The organism is Microbacterium sp. BE35 (genome assembly GCF_031457705.1).
In the GTDB taxonomy this organism is placed as follows: Bacteria; Actinomycetota; Actinomycetes; order Actinomycetales; family Microbacteriaceae; genus Microbacterium; species Microbacterium trichothecenolyticum.
This window is the reverse complement of record NZ_JAVDXD010000001.1, coordinates 901,764-921,767: the sequence shown is the minus strand read 5'-3', so window position 1 is coordinate 921,767 and position 20,004 is coordinate 901,764. Positions and strand designations below refer to the sequence as shown.

The 20,004-nt window shown below is 69.6% G+C and carries 19 protein-coding genes; 15 read left to right on the top strand and 4 right to left on the bottom strand.

Annotation, left to right across the window (positions count from 1 at the left end; all coding sequences use genetic code 11):
* The first annotated feature begins 273 nt into the window (after positions 1 to 273).
* The 10 genes from J2Y46_RS04030 to J2Y46_RS03985 all read left to right on the top strand — a co-directional run bounded on the left by J2Y46_RS04030 (position 274) and on the right by J2Y46_RS03985 (position 9,758).
* Positions 274 to 1,608 (top strand): DUF222 domain-containing protein, encoded by a 1,335-nt coding sequence (locus J2Y46_RS04030; RefSeq protein ID WP_310240392.1) that lies wholly within the window; start codon positions 274 to 276, stop codon positions 1,606 to 1,608.
* A 210-nt stretch (positions 1,609 to 1,818) separates the two neighbouring features.
* Entirely contained in the window at positions 1,819 to 2,055 is a 237-nt protein-coding gene (gene rpmB, locus J2Y46_RS04025) for a 50S ribosomal protein L28 (protein ID WP_013584774.1), read from the top strand.
* Positions 2,055 to 2,225 (top strand): 50S ribosomal protein L33, encoded by a 171-nt coding sequence (gene rpmG, locus J2Y46_RS04020; protein ID WP_018173550.1) that lies wholly within the window; start codon positions 2,055 to 2,057, stop codon positions 2,223 to 2,225. The genes rpmB and rpmG overlap by 1 nt, the downstream gene beginning before the upstream one ends.
* Positions 2,226 to 2,228: 3 nt before the next feature.
* The gene (gene rpsN, locus J2Y46_RS04015; RefSeq protein ID WP_018173549.1) at positions 2,229 to 2,534 is read left to right on the top strand and encodes a 30S ribosomal protein S14; all 306 of its coding nucleotides are present in this window, start codon (positions 2,229 to 2,231) and stop codon (positions 2,532 to 2,534) included.
* A 127-nt stretch (positions 2,535 to 2,661) separates the two neighbouring features.
* A complete protein-coding gene (locus tag J2Y46_RS04010) occupies positions 2,662 to 4,188 on the top strand; it encodes an alpha-L-arabinofuranosidase C-terminal domain-containing protein (RefSeq protein ID WP_310240389.1) in 1,527 nt (508 codons plus the stop codon).
* 35 nt (positions 4,189 to 4,223) lie between these two features.
* Positions 4,224 to 5,225, top strand: a complete 1,002-nt coding sequence (locus tag J2Y46_RS04005; protein ID WP_045301803.1) for a LacI family DNA-binding transcriptional regulator — start codon at positions 4,224 to 4,226, stop codon at positions 5,223 to 5,225.
* Between the two features lie 89 nt (positions 5,226 to 5,314).
* Positions 5,315 to 6,301: a sugar ABC transporter permease gene (locus tag J2Y46_RS04000; protein WP_310240386.1), complete on the top strand. Its 987-nt coding sequence runs from the start codon at positions 5,315 to 5,317 to the stop codon at positions 6,299 to 6,301.
* Positions 6,298 to 7,179, top strand: coding sequence for a carbohydrate ABC transporter permease (locus J2Y46_RS03995; protein WP_084695742.1), 882 nt, complete (start codon positions 6,298 to 6,300; stop codon positions 7,177 to 7,179). Before J2Y46_RS04000 ends, J2Y46_RS03995 begins: the two co-directional genes overlap by 4 nt.
* Positions 7,180 to 7,254: 75 nt before the next feature.
* Positions 7,255 to 8,517: an extracellular solute-binding protein gene (locus J2Y46_RS03990; RefSeq protein WP_310240384.1), complete on the top strand. Its 1,263-nt coding sequence runs from the start codon at positions 7,255 to 7,257 to the stop codon at positions 8,515 to 8,517.
* 95 nt (positions 8,518 to 8,612) lie between these two features.
* Positions 8,613 to 9,758, top strand: a complete 1,146-nt coding sequence (locus tag J2Y46_RS03985; RefSeq protein ID WP_045301799.1) for an alpha/beta hydrolase — start codon at positions 8,613 to 8,615, stop codon at positions 9,756 to 9,758.
* A 154-nt stretch (positions 9,759 to 9,912) separates the two neighbouring features.
* Here J2Y46_RS03985 and J2Y46_RS03980 read toward each other — a convergent pair whose 3' ends face one another.
* Positions 9,913 to 10,767 (bottom strand): alpha/beta hydrolase, encoded by an 855-nt coding sequence (locus tag J2Y46_RS03980; protein WP_310240382.1) that lies wholly within the window; start codon positions 10,765 to 10,767, stop codon positions 9,913 to 9,915.
* A gap of 225 nt (positions 10,768 to 10,992) precedes the next feature.
* Between J2Y46_RS03980 and J2Y46_RS03975 the strand changes: the two genes are divergently transcribed.
* From J2Y46_RS03975 to J2Y46_RS03965, 3 genes are all read left to right on the top strand, one after another.
* The gene (locus tag J2Y46_RS03975; protein WP_045301795.1) at positions 10,993 to 11,592 is read left to right on the top strand and encodes a TetR/AcrR family transcriptional regulator; all 600 of its coding nucleotides are present in this window, start codon (positions 10,993 to 10,995) and stop codon (positions 11,590 to 11,592) included.
* A gap of 204 nt (positions 11,593 to 11,796) precedes the next feature.
* Positions 11,797 to 12,084 (top strand): HU family DNA-binding protein, encoded by a 288-nt coding sequence (locus J2Y46_RS03970; protein WP_045301792.1) that lies wholly within the window; start codon positions 11,797 to 11,799, stop codon positions 12,082 to 12,084.
* 103 nt (positions 12,085 to 12,187) lie between these two features.
* On the top strand, positions 12,188 to 14,167 hold the full coding sequence (locus J2Y46_RS03965; protein WP_045301791.1) for a cytochrome c oxidase assembly protein: 1,980 nt from the start codon (positions 12,188 to 12,190) through the stop codon (positions 14,165 to 14,167).
* A gap of 2 nt (positions 14,168 to 14,169) precedes the next feature.
* Here J2Y46_RS03965 and J2Y46_RS03960 read toward each other — a convergent pair whose 3' ends face one another.
* The 3 genes from J2Y46_RS03960 to J2Y46_RS03950 form a co-directional block, all read right to left on the bottom strand.
* A complete protein-coding gene (locus J2Y46_RS03960) occupies positions 14,170 to 15,945 on the bottom strand; it encodes a SulP family inorganic anion transporter (protein WP_310240376.1) in 1,776 nt (591 codons plus the stop codon).
* Positions 15,946 to 15,994: 49 nt separating this feature from the next.
* Positions 15,995 to 17,140 (bottom strand): hypothetical protein, encoded by a 1,146-nt coding sequence (locus J2Y46_RS03955; protein ID WP_396653149.1) that lies wholly within the window; start codon positions 17,138 to 17,140, stop codon positions 15,995 to 15,997.
* Between the two features lie 112 nt (positions 17,141 to 17,252).
* Positions 17,253 to 18,086: an NAD(P)/FAD-dependent oxidoreductase gene (locus J2Y46_RS03950; protein WP_310240372.1), complete on the bottom strand. Its 834-nt coding sequence runs from the start codon at positions 18,084 to 18,086 to the stop codon at positions 17,253 to 17,255.
* A gap of 53 nt (positions 18,087 to 18,139) precedes the next feature.
* Here J2Y46_RS03950 and J2Y46_RS03945 point away from each other — a divergent pair, with 53 nt between their 5' ends.
* Together J2Y46_RS03945 and J2Y46_RS03940 are read left to right on the top strand one after the other, a co-directional pair.
* Positions 18,140 to 18,625: a MerR family transcriptional regulator gene (locus J2Y46_RS03945; RefSeq protein WP_310240371.1), complete on the top strand. Its 486-nt coding sequence runs from the start codon at positions 18,140 to 18,142 to the stop codon at positions 18,623 to 18,625.
* Positions 18,626 to 18,634: 9 nt separating this feature from the next.
* On the top strand, positions 18,635 to 19,999 hold the full coding sequence (locus J2Y46_RS03940; protein ID WP_310240369.1) for a DEAD/DEAH box helicase: 1,365 nt from the start codon (positions 18,635 to 18,637) through the stop codon (positions 19,997 to 19,999).
* Positions 20,000 to 20,004 lie beyond the last annotated feature (5 nt).

The window sequence follows — 20,004 nt, the reverse complement described above, 5'->3', positions numbered from 1 at the left end:
CTCCCGGGATTGACGACATGGTCCACCCGAAATGCGGTGCGGTGCGGGATTTTGTAGGGGCGCACAATGCGGCGCGCCACCGGCGCCCGCCGTCTTGGAGCAACCCCGACGATGCATTCCCGTGGCGGAATGCAGCGCTGAGGAGGGGTATCGCGGGGACAGGGCCGCGCTAAGAAGGGGCACGAGGGGCGGGTGCCGACGCCGAAAGGCCCCCATTCTCAGCTGGTTCCAGAGGGTGATCTCGATGTCGTAGATATGTTCTAAGGTCGAGCCATGAAAGCAACACCGCTCGACGGCATCGCGGAGGCGCTCCGCGCACTCACGACCGCGGGCGGCGGCCGTCCTGCCGGCGCTCTGACGCCGGCTGAGCTCGTGGCGGTGAACCAGGCATTCGGTGCGCTGAAGCGCCATGTCGATGCCGCGTTCGCCCCCGTAGCGGCCGAGATCTCGCGGCAGTCGCGCCGAGAGCTCGGCAAGGATTCGCTCGCGAAGAAGCAGGGTTTCGCATCGCCCGCGGTGCTGATCTCGACGACCACCGGCACGAGCGTCGGTGAGGCGGTGCGCATCGTGCAGGTCGGTGAGGCGACCGCGCCTCGGGTGTCGCTCACCGGTGAGGCGCTGCCCGCGAAGCGCCCGCATGTCGCCGAGGCGGTGGCGGGCGGCGGGATCGGCATGACGCCGGCCGCTGCGATCATCAGCCTGCTCGACCGGCTGGCCGTGCGCGTCGATGCGGCCCGGCTCGACGAAGCAGAGCGGCAGCTCGTGGGGCTGGCTCCGGGGTTGCGCCCCGACGAGCTCGGCAAGCTCCTGGCCCGCGCCGGGGCGCACCTCGATCCCGACGGCGTCGAGCCGCGACACGAGCAGCTCGTCTCCGAGCGGACCCTCCAGATTCAGGAGCGAGACGGGATGCTGGTGATCTCCGGCAAGCTCGACCCGGAGACGGGAGCGCCGGTAAAGGCGGCGTTCGACGCGCTCGTCGGCGATGCGCTGCGCCGCAACGAACACGCCGACGAGGTCGACCGAGACCCGCGATCGGTTCGGCAGATGCAGGCGGATGCGCTCGCGGACCTCTGCCGCCACGCGATCGGGTGCGACCGGGTGCCCACTGGGGTGACCGCGACCGTCGTCGTGCGGATGGACCTCGCAGATCTCGAGGCGGGCACGGGCGCCGCGACGATCGACGGCATCGCCCAGCCGATCCCCGCGTCCGCGCTGCGCCGCCTGGCGGCAGATGCGCAGATCATCCCGTGCGTGCTCGGCGGTGACAGTGAGATCCTCGACTGGGGGCGCGCGAAGCGCCTCTTCACCCCGGCGCAGAAGCTCGCGCTCGGCGAGCGCGACGGCGGATGCGCCGGCTGCGGGGCGCCACCGGCGTGGTGCCACGGGCACCACCTCGAATGGTGGGATCGCGACGGCGGGCGCACCGACCTCGAGAACGGCGTCCTGCTGTGCACCGGGTGTCACCATCGGCTCCATGCCGACGGGTGGGAGATCCGCGTCGACGGTCTCGGCATCGATGCGAAGGTGTGGCTCATTCCCCCGCCGTGGATCGACGCCCAGCGCACTCCACGCCTCGCCGGCAAGTCGCGCTACACGCTCACCGCCTGACCGCCGGGATGCGGCATGCCCAGCGCCGGTGGGAGCCGGCGGGGCGCAGCATCCGTCCGTGCTAGACTGACTCTTTGTCTGCGCGCCTCCAGCACGCAGTACGTATCCCACACCAGTTCGCGGGCCTTCACCGGCCGGATCCGGCGCGGGGTGCAGACAAGGGATCTTGGGTGAAGCCGTCCGGCTTCACGGTACTAAGGAGACATCACTATGGCAGCAGTGTGCCAGGTGACTGGAGCAGTTCCCGGCTTCGGTCACAACATCTCGCACTCGCACCGCCGGACGAAGCGCCGCTTCGACCCGAACGTGCAGAAGAAGACCTACTTCGTTCCGTCGCTGGGTCGCAACATCAAGCTGAACGTTTCGGCCAAGGGCATCAAGGTCATCGACGCTCGCGGCATCGAGGCGGTCGTGCGTGACCTCCAGGCGAAGGGTGTGAAGCTCTAATGGCCAAGAAGGCACAGGACGTCCGTCCGATCATCAAGCTGCGTTCGACCGCGGGCACGGGTTACACCTACGTCACGCGCAAGAACCGCCGCAACAACCCCGACCGCATCGTGCTCAAGAAGTACGACCCGGTCATCCGCAAGCACGTCGATTTCCGAGAGGAGCGTTGATCCATGGCTAAGAAGAGCAAGATCGCGCGCAACAAGCAGCGCCAGGAGGTCGTCGACCGCTACGCCGCCAAGCGCCTTGAGCTGAAGAAGGCGCTCGTTTCGCCGACGTCGACCGACGAGGAGCGCGAAGCCGCTCGCGTGGGCCTGCAGAAGCTGCCCCGCAACGCGTCGCCGGTCCGCCTGCGCTCGCGCGACGTCATCGACGGTCGCCCCCGCGGTGTCCTCACGAAGTTCGGCATCTCGCGTGTCCGCTTCCGTGACATGGCGCACCGTGGCGAGCTGCCCGGCGTGACCAAGTCCAGCTGGTAAGCATCCGCTTTCGCCGAAGGCCCGGAGTTCCTCGGAACTCCGGGCCTTCTGCATTTCTTCTCGACATCGAACACGCGGGTGTGTATCGTTACAAATCGCTTCGCCCGATGTTTCGAAGGAGAAACCCGTGCCCGACCTCCGCGCCCGCGCCGTCGTCGACCTGGACGTCCCCGGTCCGATCATCAGCCGCCACCTCTACGGCCACTTCGCCGAGCACCTGGGACGCTGCATCTACGGCGGCTTCTACGTCGGCGAGGATTCGTCGATCCCCCACGAGCGCGGCATCCGGCTCGACGTCGTCGAGGCGCTCAAGGGCATCGGCATCCCGAACCTGCGCTGGCCGGGCGGCTGCTTCGCCGACGAGTACCACTGGCGCGACGGGATCGGCCCGAAGCAGTCGCGGCCCCGCATGGTCAACACCCACTGGGGCGACGTCGTCGAGAACAACCACTTCGGCACGCACGAGTTCATGGATCTGTGCGAGATGCTCGGCGCCGACGCGTACGTCAGCGGCAACGTCGGCAGTGGCAGCGTGCAGGAGATGAGCGACTGGGTCGAGTACCTGACGCGCGACGGCGACAGCCCGATGGCGAGCCTGCGCCGCGAGAACGGCCGCGACGAGCCGTGGAAGGTGCCGTTCTGGGGCATCGGCAACGAGGCCTGGGGCTGCGGCGGCAACTTCACCGCCCCGCAGTTCGCGTCCGAGGCGCGTCGCTACGCGACCTTCTGCCGCGACCACGGCGACAACAAGCTCTACCGCATCGCCGCCGGCGCGTCCGATGACGACGTGACCTGGACGACGGCGCTCATGGAGGCTCTCAGCTGCCTCGGCTGCCAGCGCGACCCGAAGAACATCTTCCAGGCGATCTCGTTCCACTACTACACGCTCGCCGGCACGTGGGAGCACAAGGGCAGCGCCACGTCGTTCTCCACCGAGGACTACTACGCGACGATGTCGAAGGCGCAGGACATCGAGCGCGTCATCAGCGCGCACGCCCGGATCATGGACGCGTACGACCCCGGCCGCAAGGTCGGGCTCGTGCTCGACGAGTGGGGCACGTGGTGGGACGTCGAGGAGGGCACCAACCCCGGGTTCCTGTACCAGCAGAACACCGTGCGCGACGCGCTCGTGGCGGCCGTCCACTTCGACGCGTTCCACCGCAACGCCGACCGCCTCGTGATGGCCAACATCGCGCAGACGGTGAACGTCCTGCAGGCGATGCTGCTGACGGATGCTGAGACCGGCGCCCTCGTGCTCACGCCGACGTACCACGTGTTCGAGATGAACCGCGGCCACCACGATGCGACGTCGCTCGCCGTCCACGTCCTCGACGCCCCCGACACGCGCGAGGCGGACGGGCGATCGCTCCAGGTGGTGTCGGCATCGGCCAGCACGACGGGCTCGACGGCGCTGCTCTCGCTGAGCAACCTCGACGCCGAGGCATCCCTGTCCATCGAGGTCGACCTGCGCGGCCGTACGGTGTCGTCCGCAACGGCCCGCGTGCTCACCGGCGACTCCGCCGCCGCGCACAACACTGCCGAGGCGCCCGATGCCGTCGCCCCGATCGCACTGGACACCGAGCTCGAGGGCGGCACGCTGCGGGTCACGCTGCCGGCGCACTCGTTCGCGACGGTGTCGCTGGAGCTGGCCTGACGGCTGGGCGGACGGCCCACGGATAGAGTTCAGCAATGGCCACCCTGCACGACGTCGCCAAGGCCGCCGGCGTCTCGCCGATGACCGTGTCGAACGTGCTCAACAAGCACCCGCACGTGCGGGCGGAGACGCGCGAGCGCGTGCTCAAGGCGATCGACGACCTCGGCTATCGCGTGAACGTCGCGGCGCGCAACCTGCGCGCGGGGCGCACCAACACGATCGGGTTCGCCGTGCCGGAGGTGGACCGGCCGTACTTCGCCCAGCTCGCGGCGCGCGTCATCGCGAAGGCGCAGGACGCGGGATACCGCGTCGTGATCGAGCAGACCGGCGCCGACCGTGAGAACGAGCTGTCGGCCATCGTCTCGTCGCGCACCCGCATGTACGACGGACTCATCCTCTCGGCCGTCGGCCTCGGCACCGCCGACCGCGATCTGCTCACGACGGACGTGCCGATGGTGATCCTGGGCGAGAGCGTCTTCGACTCGCCGGTGGACCACATCGCCCTGCCCAACGAGGACGGCACGTACGCCGCGACGATGCACCTGATCGACCGGGGGTGCCGGCGCATCGCGATGGTCGAGGGCGACGACGTGAGCCGCCTCAGCGTCACATCGCTGCGTCATGCGGGATACCGTCGGGCGCTCGCCGAGCGGGGCATCGAGCCGGACCCTGCGCTCGTCGTCGAGCTGCACGAGCTGTCGTCCGAGTCCGGACGCCTCGCCGCGCATGGACTGGTCGACGGCGGCAGGGGTGTCGACGGAGTGGTGTGCATCACCGACACCGTCGCGCTGGGTGTGATCCGCGGGCTCGCCGATCGCGGCGTCTCGGTCCCCGGCGACGTGAAGGTGGTCGGCTTCGACGACATCCTCGAGGCCCGGTACAGCGTGCCGAGCCTCACCACCATCGACCCCGACCACGACGAGGTCGCCCGGCTCGCCGTCGACCTCCTGCTCGCCCGTCTGGCGGACGCGCCGGACTGGCAGCCCAGGGAGCACGTCACCGGGTTCCGCGTGGTCGCGCGCGAGTCGACCGGGTGAGCTCGTCATGAGGGTTCGGTACCGGCTCTAGACCGGTTGTAACGATACAGGTAGCATTCAGTCCACTTCCGCTGGTCGAAGGAGATCACGTGACACTCATCGAAGAGAGGCCGCAGACCGACACACGGGTCCTCGTGACGGCGGGAAGGCGCATGTCGCGATGGCTGCGCCAGCCGGTCGGCAGCCACGGCCCCGTCTACCGCGCCGATCGGGTGCGGATCAGCCTGTTCCTCGTGCCGATGATCATCGTGTTCATCGTGCTGTTCGCCATTCCGCTGGCGCAGTCGCTGTGGTGGAGCTTCACGGACTTCAACGGGTACTCGTCCGACGCGCGGTTCGTCGGGTTCCGCAACTACGCGAACGTCTTCACCGACCCGTCGATGCTGGCGGGCCTCAGCTTCACGATCCTGTTCACGCTCGCCACGACGATCATCATCACGGCCCTCGCGATCCCGCTCGCCGTCGTCCTCGACCGGGCGTTCTTCGGTCGCAACGCGGTGCGCGCCATCTTCTTCTTCCCCGCCATCCCGTCGGTCGCGATCCTCGGGCTGGTGTGGGGCTTCATCCTCAACCCGCTGGGATCGGGGGCGCTCAACTCGCTGCTCATGTCGATCGCCGGCATCGGGCCGATCCCGTGGCTGTCCAACAGCACGCTCGCTCAGATCAGTGTGATCGCGGTCGCGGTGTGGACCTCGACCGGCTGGCACGCGATCCTCTACCTCGCCTACCTGCAGTCCATCCCCGGCGACTACTACGAGGTGGCACGCATCGATGGCGCGTCGGGACTCCAGCGCTTCTTCCACATCACGCTTCCGCTGCTGCTGCCGGCGATGACCGTGAGCTGGCTGCTGCTCATGACGGGCGGGCTCAAGGTCTACGACCTGCCCATCACGCTGACCAAGGGCGGCCCCGGCTTCTCGACCTTCACGATCACGCAGACGATCATCCAGAACGGCGTCTCGCAGGCGAAGTACGGGCAGGCGTCCGCGCTCGCGGTCATCTTCATGATCGCGGTGGGGGCGATCGTCGCGCTGCAGCTCTTCCTCTCGCGCCGCCTCGAGGGGAGGTTCTCATGAGCGTCCGCGAAGCCGCTGCGCCCGCAGCATCCGTCTCCTCCACCAAGGTGCGCCGTCGCGAACGGGTGCTGTCGCGCCCGGGCGCGATCGTCACGAGCCTCGTCATGATCCCGCTCGCCGTGCTGGTGGGGCTGCCGTTCTACTACCTCGTCATCAACACCCTCAAGACACAGGCCGAGACCACGGCGTCTCCGCTGGCGCTGCCGACCACCTTCAACCTCGACAACTACATCCGCGTGTTCACGGAGGTCCCCGTCGCGCAGGCGTTCCTCAACACGCTGTACGTGACGGTCGTCTCGATCCTGCTCATGCTGCTGATCGGCTCGATGGCGGCGTTCTCGGTCATCATGCGCACATCGCGGCTCATGGTCGTGCTGCTGGTGATCGCGTTCCTCGTGCCGGGCCAGGTGACCCTGATCCCGCTGTACCGGCTGCTGAGCGACGCGCGCCTCGTCGACACCCTCGAGGGGCTCATCATCCTCTACTCCGCGGGGGCGGTGTTCTGCTACTTCCTCATCGTCGGCTACATGCGGACGCTCCCCGGCGAGGTGATCGAGGCCGCGCGCATCGACGGCGCCGGCCCCTGGCAGATCTACTGGCGGATCGCCCTCCCGCTCATCCGGCCGATCCTCGTGACGGTCGGCGTCTTCCAGACGATGTGGGTCTGGAACGACTTCCTTCTGCCGGTCGTCTTCATCAGCTCGACCGAGAAGCAGACGCTCGTCCTGCAGACCTACAAGGCCGTCGGCGAGTTCACGACCGACTGGCCGATGTTCCTGACGCTCAGCGTCATCGTCCTGATCCCGATGGTGATCTTCTTCCTCGCGATGCAGCGCCACATCGTGCGCGGCCTCATCGCGGGAAGCGTCAAGGGCTGAGATGCACCGCTCGCACGGCGGTACGCGCGGATGCTTCCGCAACCTGTAACGATCCAACAACCGAAAGGCACAGCAATGACGCACACCTTGCCCTCCGCCCGCACGTCGATCCGAATCGCCGCCGGCGCCGCCGCCCTCGCCACCGCCGTGGCACTGGCGGGCTGCTCGGGCGCACCCGCCGACGTCCGGACCGTGCTCACCTTCTTCTCGTGGTCGAACGAGGAGACCATGACGCCCGTGATCGAGGCGTTCGAGGAGGAGAACCCCGATATCCGCATCGAGTTCTCCTCGGCGCCGCCGGTCGCGGAGTACATCTCCACCCTGCAGAACCGCCTCGGCTCCAACACCGCCGCCGACGTGTTCCTCATCGCCGCCGAGAACAAGACGAACCTCATCGAGGGCGGTTTCGTCGAGGACCTCAGCGACGAGCCGTTCATGGACGTCGCGTCGGAGTTCAACACGGCGACGTACGCGGGGCCCGGCGGCGAGGCGTACGGATTGTCGATCTCGTCCTGGGCATCGGGCATCCTCTACAACGAGGACCTCCTCGCCGAGCACGGCTACGACGAGTTCCCCACGGACTGGGACTCCTTCGTCGAGATGCTCACCACGCTCAAGAGCGCGGGCGTGGTGCCGTTCCTCGAGTCGTGGCAGGGCTTCCCGACGTCGCTCGGCTCTGCCGTCGGCCTCGCGAACTTCGAGCAGGGCGGCGACGTCGACGCGCAGATCTTCGCGGGCGAGTCCACCTTCGAGGACCTCTGGACCGACCCGCTCACCCCGTGGGACGAGCTGATCGCGGACGGCGTCCTGAGCCCCGACATGGTCGGCCTCACCGGCGACCAGGTGCGCGACGAGTTCGTCGGCGGCCGCGTGGCGATGATCACGACCGGCCCGTGGGATGTCGGCACGATCCGCGAGGCGAACCCCGACATCGACTTCACGTTCGCCGGCGTGCCCCAGGAGGGCGGCGAGCCCTTCTTCACCGGCGCCGCGTCGCCCGGCTACGCCATCAACACGGCCGCCAAGGAGCCGGAGGCCGCGAAGAAGTTCCTGGAGTTCCTGGCCAGCGAGGAGGGCGTGCGCATCTTCCAGGAGCAGACGAACGACATGACGACCACGTCGAACTACACCCCGACGATCGACGAGTCGCTCGAGGTGCCGTTCCAGGCGCTGCTCGACGGCAAGTTCTACCTGCCGATGATCTCGTGGCCCAAGTACCAGGATGCGCTGTACACCGAGCTGGTCGCGCAGATCCAGCTGATGGCGCAGGGCCAGGCCACTCCGGCGGACGTCGGGGCGGCTCTCGACGCCAAGCTGGCGCAGGAGTCCGGCGAGTAGGCCCGGTCTTCTCGGGCCCGGAGTTCCTCGGAACTCCGGGCCTTGCGCTTTGTCAAGCGCCGTACGGCCGCGGCCGGCCGCGCGAGGATGGGATCATGCGGCTGGATCCGTTCTTCGACGAGCGCCTGAGAGTGCACCGCAAGTACCTGCTCGACAAGGCCACGGGGTCGATGCGCGCGCGGCTCGCCGCCCTCTGGCCCTTCCCGCGCGTCGCCGCGCCGACCGCGGCCGCCGAGGCGAGCGCGCCGAGCACCGCCGAGGCGACGGGTTCCACCGTCGAGGCGCGTTCGCAGCAGCGCACGAAGAAGCCGGAGAAGCCGGAGAAGCCGACCCTCGGTCCCCGGGCTCAGGCCCGCGCGCGCAAGCGCCGCGCCGCGCTCGCATGGGATCGCACGGAGCTGCGCACTGTGGGGGTCGCGGGCCCCGAGGTGCGCATCGCCGAGCACCGCGTTGACGTGCCGGGCCGCCCGTCAGTGCGCGTGCGCATCTACTTCCCGTCCGAGGCGGCCGGCGCGCCGGTGCCCGCCGTGCTCGCGTTCTTCGGCGGCGCGTTCCGCATCGGGGGGATCGACTATCCGACGACGGATGCCGGATTCCGCCGTCGTGCCGTCGACGCCGAGGTCGCGATCGCCGCCGTCGATTACGCCCTCGCGCCCGACCACCAGTACCCCGTGCCCGTGGAGCAGGGGTACGCGGCGCTGCAGTGGCTGTTCGCGCAGGCGGAGGAACTCGGCATCGACCCGGCGCGCATCGGAGTGCTCGGCACCTCCGCCGGGGGCAACATCGCCGCTGCAGTGACCCTCATGAACCGCGATCGCGGCGGGGCGGACCTCCGGCTCCAGGTGCTCGAGGTGCCCGTGGTCGACCTCACGGGGGCGCACCTCGATCTGAGCGCGACCCGGGCTCTCGGCATCCCTCGATTCATCGCGGTCCGCGAGCTGCGCTCGGTCGCCCGCACCTACCTGCCGTCTCAGCGGAGAGCCCGTGAGTCCTACGCGTCGCCGCTGCGGGCCGCGTCGCACGAGGGCCTGCCGCCGGCGGTGATCCTCACGGCCGAGTACGACCCGCTCCGCGGTGACGGCGACGCCTACGGCGCGGCGCTGCGCGCGGCCGGCGTCGACGCGAGCGTTGTGCGCTACCAGGGCGTGACGCACGACACCCCGATCTTCCTCGCCGTCCTCCCCGCCGCGCGGCGCTGGCACGATGACGTCGTCACCGCGCTGAGGCGGCTGCACGTCTGAGACACGGCGAAGGCCCGGGGTTCGGAAGAACCCCGGGCCTCTGCGTCCCACCGCGGACACCGGCCGGGACACCACCCGACCGCCGAACCACCAGATGCGACTGGGAGCTCGACGACCGGGTGCTGTGGGCGCGGCGCGGGGGCGCAGCATCCGTCTACTGCGCCGCCTCCGTCTCGGGAGCCTCAGCCGTCTCGCGCACCTGGTGGGTGGTCGCCCACTGAAGGGCGTAGTCCGCGATCTCCTCCCAGCCGTCCTGACTCACCAGGCGGTGGGTGCGTCCCGCGTACTCCTTGTACTCGACGATCGCGGGGCTGCCGGTCTTCTGGTACTTCTTCACGATGGCCTTGCCGATGGCCGGCGGCACGACGTGGTCGATCTCACCCGTGATGACGAGCAGCGGCGCGCGGTCGGTGCGGCCGTAGTCGACGTGGGTGACGCCGCCCTTCTCGTTGAGCACCGACGACACGCCCTCGAAGAAGACCCGGTTGTAGGAGTTGACCGCATACTCCTCCCAGAGCTTGTCGGACTCGCTGCGCGGCAGGTCGTTGCCGAACGTGAAGTGGAAGTGGCGCTTCGAGAGCGGCTTGGCGCCGTTGATGCCGAACGGGTTCGACAGGATCGGTGTGCCGGTCCACAGGGTGGACAGCGGCAGCGCGGTGACGCCGGCGGTCTGTCCGGGGGCCACGCCGACATATGCGACGCCGAGGCCGCGGTCGGCGAGCATCTGGGTGAGGACTCCCCCGAAGGAGTGGCCGATGATGATCGGCTTCGCGGGGAGCTGGCGGATGATGCGCTCGTAGTTGTCGGCGATCTGCTTCAGGCCGATGCCCTTGAGCGCCTCGGGGTTGTTCCGGATGTCGTCGACCGTGCGGTCGTCGATGCCGGGCCAGCCCGGGACGATGACCTGGTGGCCGGCGGCGCGGAAGCGCTCCGCCCAGGTGTCCCAGCTCTTCGGGGTCATCCAGAGGCCGTGGATGAGGACGATGGGGGTCTTGGTCGTGGTGTTCATTTCCTGCTCCTCAGGTGTGTCGTGCGGTGGTGTCGGTCGTGGTCTCAGGTTCCGGATCCTGGTGTGTCTCCGGCTGATGCATCCGATGGTAGACCGAACGTTCTATCTATGCAAGACTATTCCCAGAGAATCTTGAAAAGATTCCGGAGCACGATTCGCGCCCTGCTCCCGAGCCCGGTCAGGGCCGAGAAGCGGTGGCACGATGGAAGGACCTGAGGGGGATCCATGAGCACCACCACCGCCGCGTCCCACGCGGCAACCCAACCGTCGCCCGCGCGTCAGCGGCTGCTGGAGGCGGCGACGCAGCTCTTCTACAACGAGGGCATCCACTCGGTGGGAGTCGACCGGATCATCGATGAGGCGGGCGTCACGCGGGCCACGATGTACAAGCAGTTCGCAGGCAAGGAGGGCCTCGTGCTCGCCTACCTCGAGGGGGAGGACCAGGGCCTCCGGGCGCTGTTCGCGCAGGCGGCACAGGCCGGGGGCGACCCGGATGTGCTGCTGGACCTCGTGGTCGCGGGCATAGAGCAGGACATCCGCGACCGGCACACCCGAGGCTGCCCCTTCATCAACGCCGCCGCCGAGTATCCCGATCAAGGTCCGGTGCGCGAGCTCATCGCCGATCACCGCGAGTGGTTCCGCGACACCCTGCGGCAACTGGCCGAGGGAGCGGGGCTGCGCGATCCCGAAGGGGTTGCCGCATCCCTCGTCCTGCTGCGCGATGCGGCGCTCGTCGGCGGCTATCTCGACGGCCAGGACCGGGTCGGCCCGGCGTTCGCCCGCACCGCCCGCGAACTCATCGCCGCCCACAAGGCTGAACGCTGACGGCGTAATCGAGGCTCACGAGTCACATTTGTCACTCTTTTCACACGACACGCGGTCCTAATCGGCAGAAATCCGCAGAAATACGCGGTTCTGTCGGCCAGTTCAGGTACATTCGGGACCGGTCGATAGGACCAGCCGGGGGGCGAAGCCAACCGGTCCGAGAAATGACAAGACGGCAGTCGTCGTCTTTGGAGGACATACCAAATGGCCGACAAGACCATCACCAAGACCGAGCTCGTCGCGAGCATCGCGAGCGCGACCGGCCAGAGCCAGTCCGCCGTCTCGGGCGTGCTCGACTCCCTCTTCTCCACCGTCTCCGACGCGGTCGCCGCCGGCAGCAAGGTCTCGATCCCGGGCTGGATCGCGTTCGAGCAGGTCGCCACCTCGGCTCGCACCGGCCGCAACCCGCAGACCGGCGAGGAGATCAAGATCCCCGCGGGCAAGCGCGTCAAGGTCACCGCGGGCTCGAAGCTGAAGGCCGCCGTCAAGTAATTCCGACGCACACCTCTGGAGAGGGGATGCCGCGACCGCGGCATCCCCTCTCCTGCGTCTCCGGGCGGGAAACCGCACAGGCACCGCGACGTAGGCTTGAGGGGTGAACCCCCGCGCCCTGCGGGCCGTCGGGCCCGTCATCCTCGTCGTGGCCGCGCTCGCGGTCATGATGTGGGCACTGGCGTTCGGCGGGGGCACCGCGCCGCTCGCGATCGCCGACCCCGGGCCGTTCGTCCGCTGGGGGCTTCCGACCGCGAAGCTCTTCGTCAACCTCTCGGCCGCCGGTATGGTCGGCGTGCTGGTGACGGCGCTGTTCACGCTGCGGGCCGGGGACCGCGAATTCGACATCGCCCTCGACACCGCGTCGATCTCGGCCGCCGTGTTCACGATGGCCGCGGCCGCCACCGGGTTCCTGACGTTCGTCGACGCTTTCAATCCGGTCCTCAGCATCGGCCCGGAGTTCGGGGCGCAGCTCGGCCGCTTCATCGTCGAGACCGAGGTCGGCCGCACGTGGCTCATCACCACGATCGCCGGCGCCGCCCTCACGGTGCTGACCTTCGCCGTGCGCTCGTGGACCGCGACCTTCTTCGTGGCGCTACTGGCCACGGCATCCCTCGTCCCGATGGGGACCCAGGGCCACTCCGGTGAGGAGGCGTTCCACCACGAGGCGATGACCGCGCTGATCCTGCACATCATCGCCGCGGCGGTGTGGCTGGGCGGGCTACTGCTCATCGTCATCGTGCGGCCGCTGCAGTCCCGGGGCGACAGCGTCGCGACCGTCGCCCGCTATTCGAGCATCGCGCTCGCCGCGTTCGTCGTGGTCGCCGTGTCGGGCACCGTGCGCGCGGCGATCGGCCTCCAGGACTGGTCGGCTCTCATCTCGCCGTACGGCGTGATCCTCGGCGTGAAGGTGCTGGCGCTAATCGCGCTCGGTCTGTTCGGCGCCTGGTACCGCACCCGCCTCATCGGGAGGATGAGGACAACGGATGCTGCGACCCGCGCCTTCTGGACGCTCATCGCCTTCGAACTGGTGCTGATGGGCGTCGCGAGCGGTGCGGCGGCGGCCCTCGCGCGCACGCCCCCGCCGGTCGCGCCGCTGATCCCCCAGACGCCCACACCGGCCGAGCGCCTCACCGGGGCCCCGCTGCCGCCCGAGCTGACGATCGACCGCTGGTTCACGGCGTGGAACGTCGACCTGCTGTGGGCGGTCATCGCCGGGTTCGCGATCTTCTTCTACCTCGTGGGCGTCTGGCGCCTGCGGCGCCGCGGCGACGCGTGGCCGGTGTACCGCACGGTCATGTGGGTCGTCGGCTGGCTGCTGCTCGTGTGGGTCACCGGCGGCGTGATCAACGTCTACCAGGACTACCTGTTCAGCATGCACATGGTCGGGCACATGCTCCTGACCATGGCGATCCCCCTGCTTCTCGTGCCGGGGGCACCCATCACGCTCGCGGCGCGCGCGATCCACAAGCGCGACGACGCCACCCGCGGCGGCCGCGAGTGGCTCCTCTGGGTCGTGCACTCGCCGGTGGCGCGCATCCTCACGAACCCCTTCGTCGCCGCGGGTCTGTTCATCGGCTCGCTCTGGGTCTTCTACTACACCGACCTGTTCCGCTGGTCGCTGTACGACCACCTCGGGCACGAGTGGATGACCGCGCACTTCCTCATCACGGGGTACCTCTTCGTGATGAGCCTCATCGGGATCGACCCGGTGCCCTACCGCCTCCCCTATCCGGGGCGCCTCCTGCTGCTCATCGGCGTGATGGCGATGCACGCGTTCTTCGGCATCGCGATCATGATGCAGGAGGGCCTGATGATCGCCGAGTGGTTCGGCTCGATGGGCCGCACGTGGGGTGCGACGCCCCTCGAGGACCAGTACACCGGCGGCGGCATCGCCTGGTCGATCGGCGAGATCCCCACGCTCATCCTCGCGATCACGGTGGCGATCCAGTGGAGCCGCAGCGACGACCGCGAGACCAAGCGCCGCGACCGCCACGCCGACCGCACCGGTGATGCCGAGCTCGAGGCGTACAACGCCCGCCTGGCGGAGCTCGCCGAGCGCGACGCGCGGACCGGCGGCTGAGACTACTCCTTCGCGCGATCCGGGGTGTGGTCACCCGCGTCGCGGCGGGGAGTTCCGGGCGCAGCATCCCATTTCGTCCCGCCGATGTCGCCGCGCAGCGTGCCCGTGACCTCGTCGACGGCGGCTCCGACCGTCGGGGCGAAGCGGTCGGACGTGAAGCGGCCGGTGAGGCGGTAGCGGGCGAGCGTGTCGACGACGGGCGACTTCATCTCCGCGATGACGAGACGGATGCCGCGCGCCTCGAGGTACTCGTCGAGCTCGACGAGCTCGTCGGCCGCGGTGGTGTCGATATCGGTGATGGGCTCGGCGGCGAGGATCACCGTGCGGACGTCCGGTCCCGCGGACCGCACGCGCGAGCGCACCCAGTCGTCGAAGATCGCGCCGTTCGCGAAGAACAGCGGTGCGTCGAATCGCACGATGACGATGCCCGGAACGCGGGCGCCCTCGGGATTGCGCGAGAGGTCGTGATAGCCGCGGAGGCCCGCGACACGGCCGAGCTCGGCCTTGTAGGGCCGCCACGAGCGGTTGACGAAGGCGATGAACGACAGCCCGATCGTGATGACGATGCCCTGGAGCACGCCGAACACGAGCACGCCGAGGAAGGCCGCCGCCGAGAGCACCGCATCGACGAGGTTGATGCGGACGAGCCGCACGAACCCGCGGGCGTCGATGAGGCCGATCGCGGCGCTCATGACGACGGCGGCGAGGGTCGCCGACGGGAGGAACTCGGTGAGTCCCGGCAGGGCGAGGATGAACACGATCAGCAGCACGGCGCCGACCACGCCGGTGAGCTGGGTGCGTGCTCCCGCCTGCTCGGCGACCGGAGTGCGCGACGACGACGCCGAGACCGGGAAGCCGCCGAGCGCGCCGCCGGCGACGTTCGCGATGCCGAGCCCGGCCATCTCCTGGCTGCCGTCGACGCTGTCGCCGCGGCGGGCGGCGAACGTGCGCGACAGCACGGCCGTGTCGGTGAACGCGATGAGCGCGATGCCGGCGGCAGGCAGCGCCAGGGATGCGACATCCGTCCACTCCAGCCCGCCGAGGGCGGGCGCGGGAAGGCCCTGCGGCAGCGCGCCGACCACGGGCAGCGCCGACACGCCGAGGATCGCGGTGAGGACCATCGAGACGACCACGACCACGAGCACTCCCGGCACGGGCAAGCGCAGTGCCTTCAGGGCGAAGATCACCACGAGGGAGCCGACGCCGAACGCTGCGGCGACGGGATCGATGCTGCCGCCCACGATGCCCTCGCCCGTGGCGACCGCTCCCCGCCACAGCGAGGGCGCCTCGACGGAGAAGCCCAGCAGCTTCGGCAGCTGCGACACGATGACGATGACCGCGATCGCGTTCAGGTAGCCGACGCGGATCGGCTTAGACAGCAGATCGGTCACGAACCCGAGGCGCACCAGGCCGCCGATGATGAGCAGCGCGCCGACCATGATCGCCAGCAGCCCCGCGAGCGCGACGGCGCGCGACGGATCGCCCAGGGCGAGCGGGAGGATGGCGGCCGCGATGATCGGGGCGAGCGACGAGTCCGGGCCGAGCACGAGCACCCGCGACGGGCCGAACACCGCGTACGCCAGCAGCGGCACGATGGTCGCGTACAGGCCGGTCACGGGCGGGAGCCCCGCGACCTCGGCGTAGCCCATGCCCGCGGGGATCAGCAGTGCGGTCACGACGATGCCCGCCCGCACGTCGGGCCAGAGCCAGGCGCGCTGGTAGCCGCGCACGGTCGCGACGGCGGGAATCCACCGCGCGATGCCTTCCTGCGACCTCATCATCGACCCCGGCACCCATCATGGCGCACCGCACGCGGGCGACCGAGCGTCAGGTCGTGTCGGGGCCGGTCACGACGATCGTCGCGGTGCCGTCGGGGCGCACGGTGATCGTGCCCTTGACGATGAAGGGGACGTCCTCGCTGACGTCGCGCACGCGGCCGTCGAAGAGCGAGCGGATGCCGACCTCGATGTGCGCGACCGCCTCCGCGGCGAGGATCGACCAGCCGGCACCGTCGGGCTCGACCGCGACGGTCGGCTGCTGCGTGATCGACCACTTCGGGAGCGAAGTGATGCGGTCCTCCACGAAGAAGCCGAACGGGCACGCGGTCGGCTGCAGCACCTCCTGCGTCGCGCAGGACGTGAGGAACTCCTCGACCTTCTCCTGAACGACGCTGAGGAACTTCTCGGTCGGCTGAGCCACGACATTGACGGGGATCGCGCGGAACGGGCTGTCGGAGAGCACCGCGACACCCGGGGTGCTCGAGATCGCGGTGTCGACCGACACCGAGTACAGCCCGGGCGAGAAGACCAGGAGCGAGACCGGTGCGGCGGGGTCGGCATCCGCCCCTTCCGGGGAGACCTGGCGCTTGTCGAGTTCGAAGCCGTTCACGTCGAAGACCATCGAGCCCGTGACACCGAGGTTCATGACCGCCAGCGGGCTCTTCGCGAACCGCCACGTCGGCGCGAGGCCGATGGAGCCGTCGCGCTCGACCGAGAAGGTCGTGCGGCCGTCGTGTCCGCGTGCCGTGTACTCGATGGTGACGTGTGTGACGTCGCCGTCGAGCTCCTCCGACACGACGTGCGCGTCGCGGATCGGCGCGAGCGCGGAGCTGCGCAGCAGCGCCTCGGACGCCGTGGGCGGAAGTCCGGCCGCCTCGAGCTCTGCCGACGTCACGGCGACCCCGGGCACTGCGAGGGCATCGGCCGCGCGCCCCTCGGCGAGCAGCTGGACGTAGCGCTCGACGAACGCCTTCGGGCTGTAGAACTCGCGCTGCATCACTTCCCAGGCGGCGAACGCGGCGCCGACGAGAACCACGCCGACGACACCGAGCAGGGTCAGATCGAGCACGAGGCGGCGGCGCGTGCGCCGCTTTTCGGGCGGCTGGATGACCTGCGACTCGGGGGTCGCGGGCGCCGCGTCAGGGGTCGCCGGAGCGGCCGGACGCGCACTCGCGCGACCGGACGACGTGTCCATCACCCCCTGGTCCACGCGCCCAGTCTAGGAAATGCTGGCCGGGAGGGCCCTGTGGACTGCGAGGTTGGGACTCGAAGTCCACTCGGCTCATTGCCGTACCCGCGCGCGCCGGTCAGGGCGTGATCGCGTCGCGCACCGCGCTCGCGCCGGCGAGCTGGCCGGAGGCGATCGCGGCGGCCAACGACACCATGGGACCCGGGACGGCCGCCAGGTGCGCCATGTCGCCGCCCGCGTACACGCCGGGCACCGTGGTGCGCCCCATCGCATCGATCTCCACACCGCCGCTCGGGAGGCTGCCGCAGCCGAGCTGGTCGGCGAACGGAGCGCGCTGCGTCGCCGTCGCGGCGGTGAAGACGCCGGCGACGTGCTCGACCGACCCGTCGGCGAGCGCGAGCTCGAGCCCGCCGTCGACCTCTGTCAAGAGGGCGACGGCGGCGGGGCGTGCGATGAAGGCGGACGCGACGACGGGGCGCAGCATCCGTTCGATCATCTCGGCGTGCTCGCCGTCGATGAGGATGCCGACGCGCCGGCCGGCGAACTCGTGGCCGTGGCAGAACGGGCACTGCGCGACGAGGCGCCCCCACTGCTCGGCGAGGCCGGGGACCGGCGGCAGCTCGTCGCGCATGCCCGTCGCGAGCACGAGGCGCGCTGCGCGTTCCGTGCTGTCGGCGGTGGTCACCTCGAAGTCGCCGATCGATCCCGACACGGCGGTGACGGCCGTCGTGCGCACCTCGACGGTGTCGTAGGCGCCGAGTTCGTCACGGGCGAGCCGGCGCAGCTCGGCCGGGCTGCGGCCGTCGTTGGTGAGGAGGTTGTGGGCGTGCTCGACCGTCGCGTTGCGGTACTGGCCGGAGTCGAGCAGGAGCACGCTGCGGTGCATGCGGCCGATGGTGAGCGCGGCCTGGAGGCCGGCCGGGCCGCCGCCGATCACGATGACGTCGTACATGGGGATCCTCTCGTCGGATTGCGTCCGCCTCGATCCTGTGACTTCATGTCGACATGAAGTCAAGTCTGCCGATCGGAGACGCCGCCGCCAGGTTCTCGCTGCCCACGAACGTGCTGCGGCACTGGGAGGAAGTGGGGCTGCTGCGGCCCGACCGCGACGGCGGCGGGCGCCGCCGCTACGGAGACGACGACCTGGTGCGCATCGGCGTGATCGTGCGGAGCAAGAACGCCGGCATGAGCCTCGAGCAGATCGGCGTGCTGCTGGACGAGCAGGCGCCCGAGCGGCACCGCGTGCTCGAGGAGCACCTCGCCGACCTCGAGGGTCGTATGGCCGACATGGAGCGTTCGCGGCGCATGACCGAGCACGCCCTGCGCTGCCGGTCTCACGACATCACGACGTGCCCACGGTTCCGGGCGATCATGGACGAGGTCGTGGCGGGCACCGGCCGCTGGCGCGAGGCCGACGAACCGCCTGTGGAGAGCGGGCGGGTGTCCACCGATCGCGGCGCGAAGGGCCGGGACACGGCATCCGCTCGTTAACATGAGTCGGTGAACACTCCGCCTCTGTCTGCCGAGCAGGAGGCGCTGTTCCGGCTCATCGAAGACACCCGCGAGCACGTGTTCGTGACGGGGCGCGCGGGCACGGGCAAGTCGACGCTGCTGCAGCACCTCGCGTGGAACACGAACAAGCAGATCGCGGTGTGCGCGCCGACGGGAGTCGCGGCCCTCAACGTCGAGGGCCAGACGATCCACTCGCTCTTCAAGCTGCCGCTCGGCATCATCGGCTCGCACGACGAGGACCAGTCCGACGCCACCCGCAAGCTGCTCAACGCGATCGACACCCTCGTGATCGACGAGATCTCGATGGTCAACGCCGACCTCATGGACGCGATCGACCGTTCGCTGCGCAAGGCGCGTGGGCGGCGCGGCGAGCCGTTCGGCGGCACGCAGATCGTCATGTTCGGCGACCCGTACCAGCTCGCGCCCGTGCCGCCTCGCGGCGACGAGCTGCGGTACGTGCAGGACCATTACCGGTCGTTCTGGTTCTTCGACGCCAAGGTGTGGGTGGGCGAGGCGGCGACCGACGGCATCCTCGACGTCGGGTCGTACGGCGCCGACCTCAACATCCGAGAACTCGTCGACATCCACCGCCAGTCCGATCCGGCGTTCAAGGCGATGCTCAATGCCGTGCGGTACGGCCGCGTGACGGCCGACATCGCCGAGGTGCTCAACACGACCGGCTCGCGCACTCCCCCGGACCCGCTCGACGGCGAGCACCCGATCATCACGCTCGCGACGCGCAACGACATCGTCAACAACATCAACCGCCGCCACCTCGCCGAGCTCGTGGGCCGGGAGCAGACGGCGATGGCGGAGGTCAACGGCGACTTCGGACGAGGGGATGCCGCGTACCCGGCCGATCTCGAGCTCAAGCTGAAGGTCGGCGCCCAGGTGATGTTCCTGCGCAACGACACCGCCGCCTTCGGCGAGCCGCCGCGGTGGGTCAACGGCACGATCGGAACGGTCACCCGCATCGCCGGCGAGACCGTGCGGGTCGACGTCGAGGGCGAGGAGTTCGACGTCGAGCCGTCGGTGTGGGAGAAGTACCGCTACTCGTACAACCCCGGGTCCAAGACGCTCACCCGCGACATCGTGGCCGAGTTCACGCAGTTCCCGCTGCGGCTGGCGTGGGCGGTGACGATCCACAAGTCGCAGGGCAAGACCTACGACCGCGCGATCATCGACCTCGGCTCCGGGGCCTTCGCGCCGGGGCAGACGTACGTCGCGCTGTCGCGACTGACCTCGCTCGACGGTCTGTACCTCTCACGGCCACTGCGGCCCCGCGACATCCAGGTCGACCCCGACGTGCGGCGATTCATGGCGTCCGCGGTGCGCGGCACACCCGTCGCCTGACCCGC

Excerpts from the sequence above, each read along its gene's own strand:
- J2Y46_RS04030 (WP_310240392.1), top strand. The coding sequence starts at position 274 with ATGAAAGCAACACCGCTCGACGGCATCGCGGAGGCGCTCCGCGCACTC.
- J2Y46_RS04005 (WP_045301803.1), top strand. The coding sequence starts at position 4,224 with ATGGCCACCCTGCACGACGTCGCCAAGGCCGCCGGCGTCTCGCCGATG.
- J2Y46_RS03995 (WP_084695742.1), top strand. The coding sequence starts at position 6,298 with ATGAGCGTCCGCGAAGCCGCTGCGCCCGCAGCATCCGTCTCCTCCACC.
- J2Y46_RS03985 (WP_045301799.1), top strand. The coding sequence starts at position 8,613 with ATGCGGCTGGATCCGTTCTTCGACGAGCGCCTGAGAGTGCACCGCAAG.
- J2Y46_RS03990 (WP_310240384.1), top strand. The coding sequence starts at position 7,255 with ATGACGCACACCTTGCCCTCCGCCCGCACGTCGATCCGAATCGCCGCC.
- J2Y46_RS03980 (WP_310240382.1), bottom strand. The coding sequence starts at position 10,767 with ATGAACACCACGACCAAGACCCCCATCGTCCTCATCCACGGCCTCTGG.
- rpmG (WP_018173550.1), top strand. The coding sequence starts at position 2,055 with ATGGCCAAGAAGGCACAGGACGTCCGTCCGATCATCAAGCTGCGTTCG.
- J2Y46_RS03960 (WP_310240376.1), bottom strand. The coding sequence starts at position 15,945 with ATGAGGTCGCAGGAAGGCATCGCGCGGTGGATTCCCGCCGTCGCGACC.
- J2Y46_RS03955 (WP_396653149.1), bottom strand. The coding sequence starts at position 17,140 with ATGGACACGTCGTCCGGTCGCGCGAGTGCGCGTCCGGCCGCTCCGGCG.
- J2Y46_RS03950 (WP_310240372.1), bottom strand. The coding sequence starts at position 18,086 with ATGTACGACGTCATCGTGATCGGCGGCGGCCCGGCCGGCCTCCAGGCC.
- rpmB (WP_013584774.1), top strand. The coding sequence starts at position 1,819 with ATGGCAGCAGTGTGCCAGGTGACTGGAGCAGTTCCCGGCTTCGGTCAC.
- J2Y46_RS03945 (WP_310240371.1), top strand. The coding sequence starts at position 18,140 with ATGAAGTCAAGTCTGCCGATCGGAGACGCCGCCGCCAGGTTCTCGCTG.
- J2Y46_RS03975 (WP_045301795.1), top strand. The coding sequence starts at position 10,993 with ATGAGCACCACCACCGCCGCGTCCCACGCGGCAACCCAACCGTCGCCC.
- J2Y46_RS03970 (WP_045301792.1), top strand. The coding sequence starts at position 11,797 with ATGGCCGACAAGACCATCACCAAGACCGAGCTCGTCGCGAGCATCGCG.
- rpsN (WP_018173549.1), top strand. The coding sequence starts at position 2,229 with ATGGCTAAGAAGAGCAAGATCGCGCGCAACAAGCAGCGCCAGGAGGTC.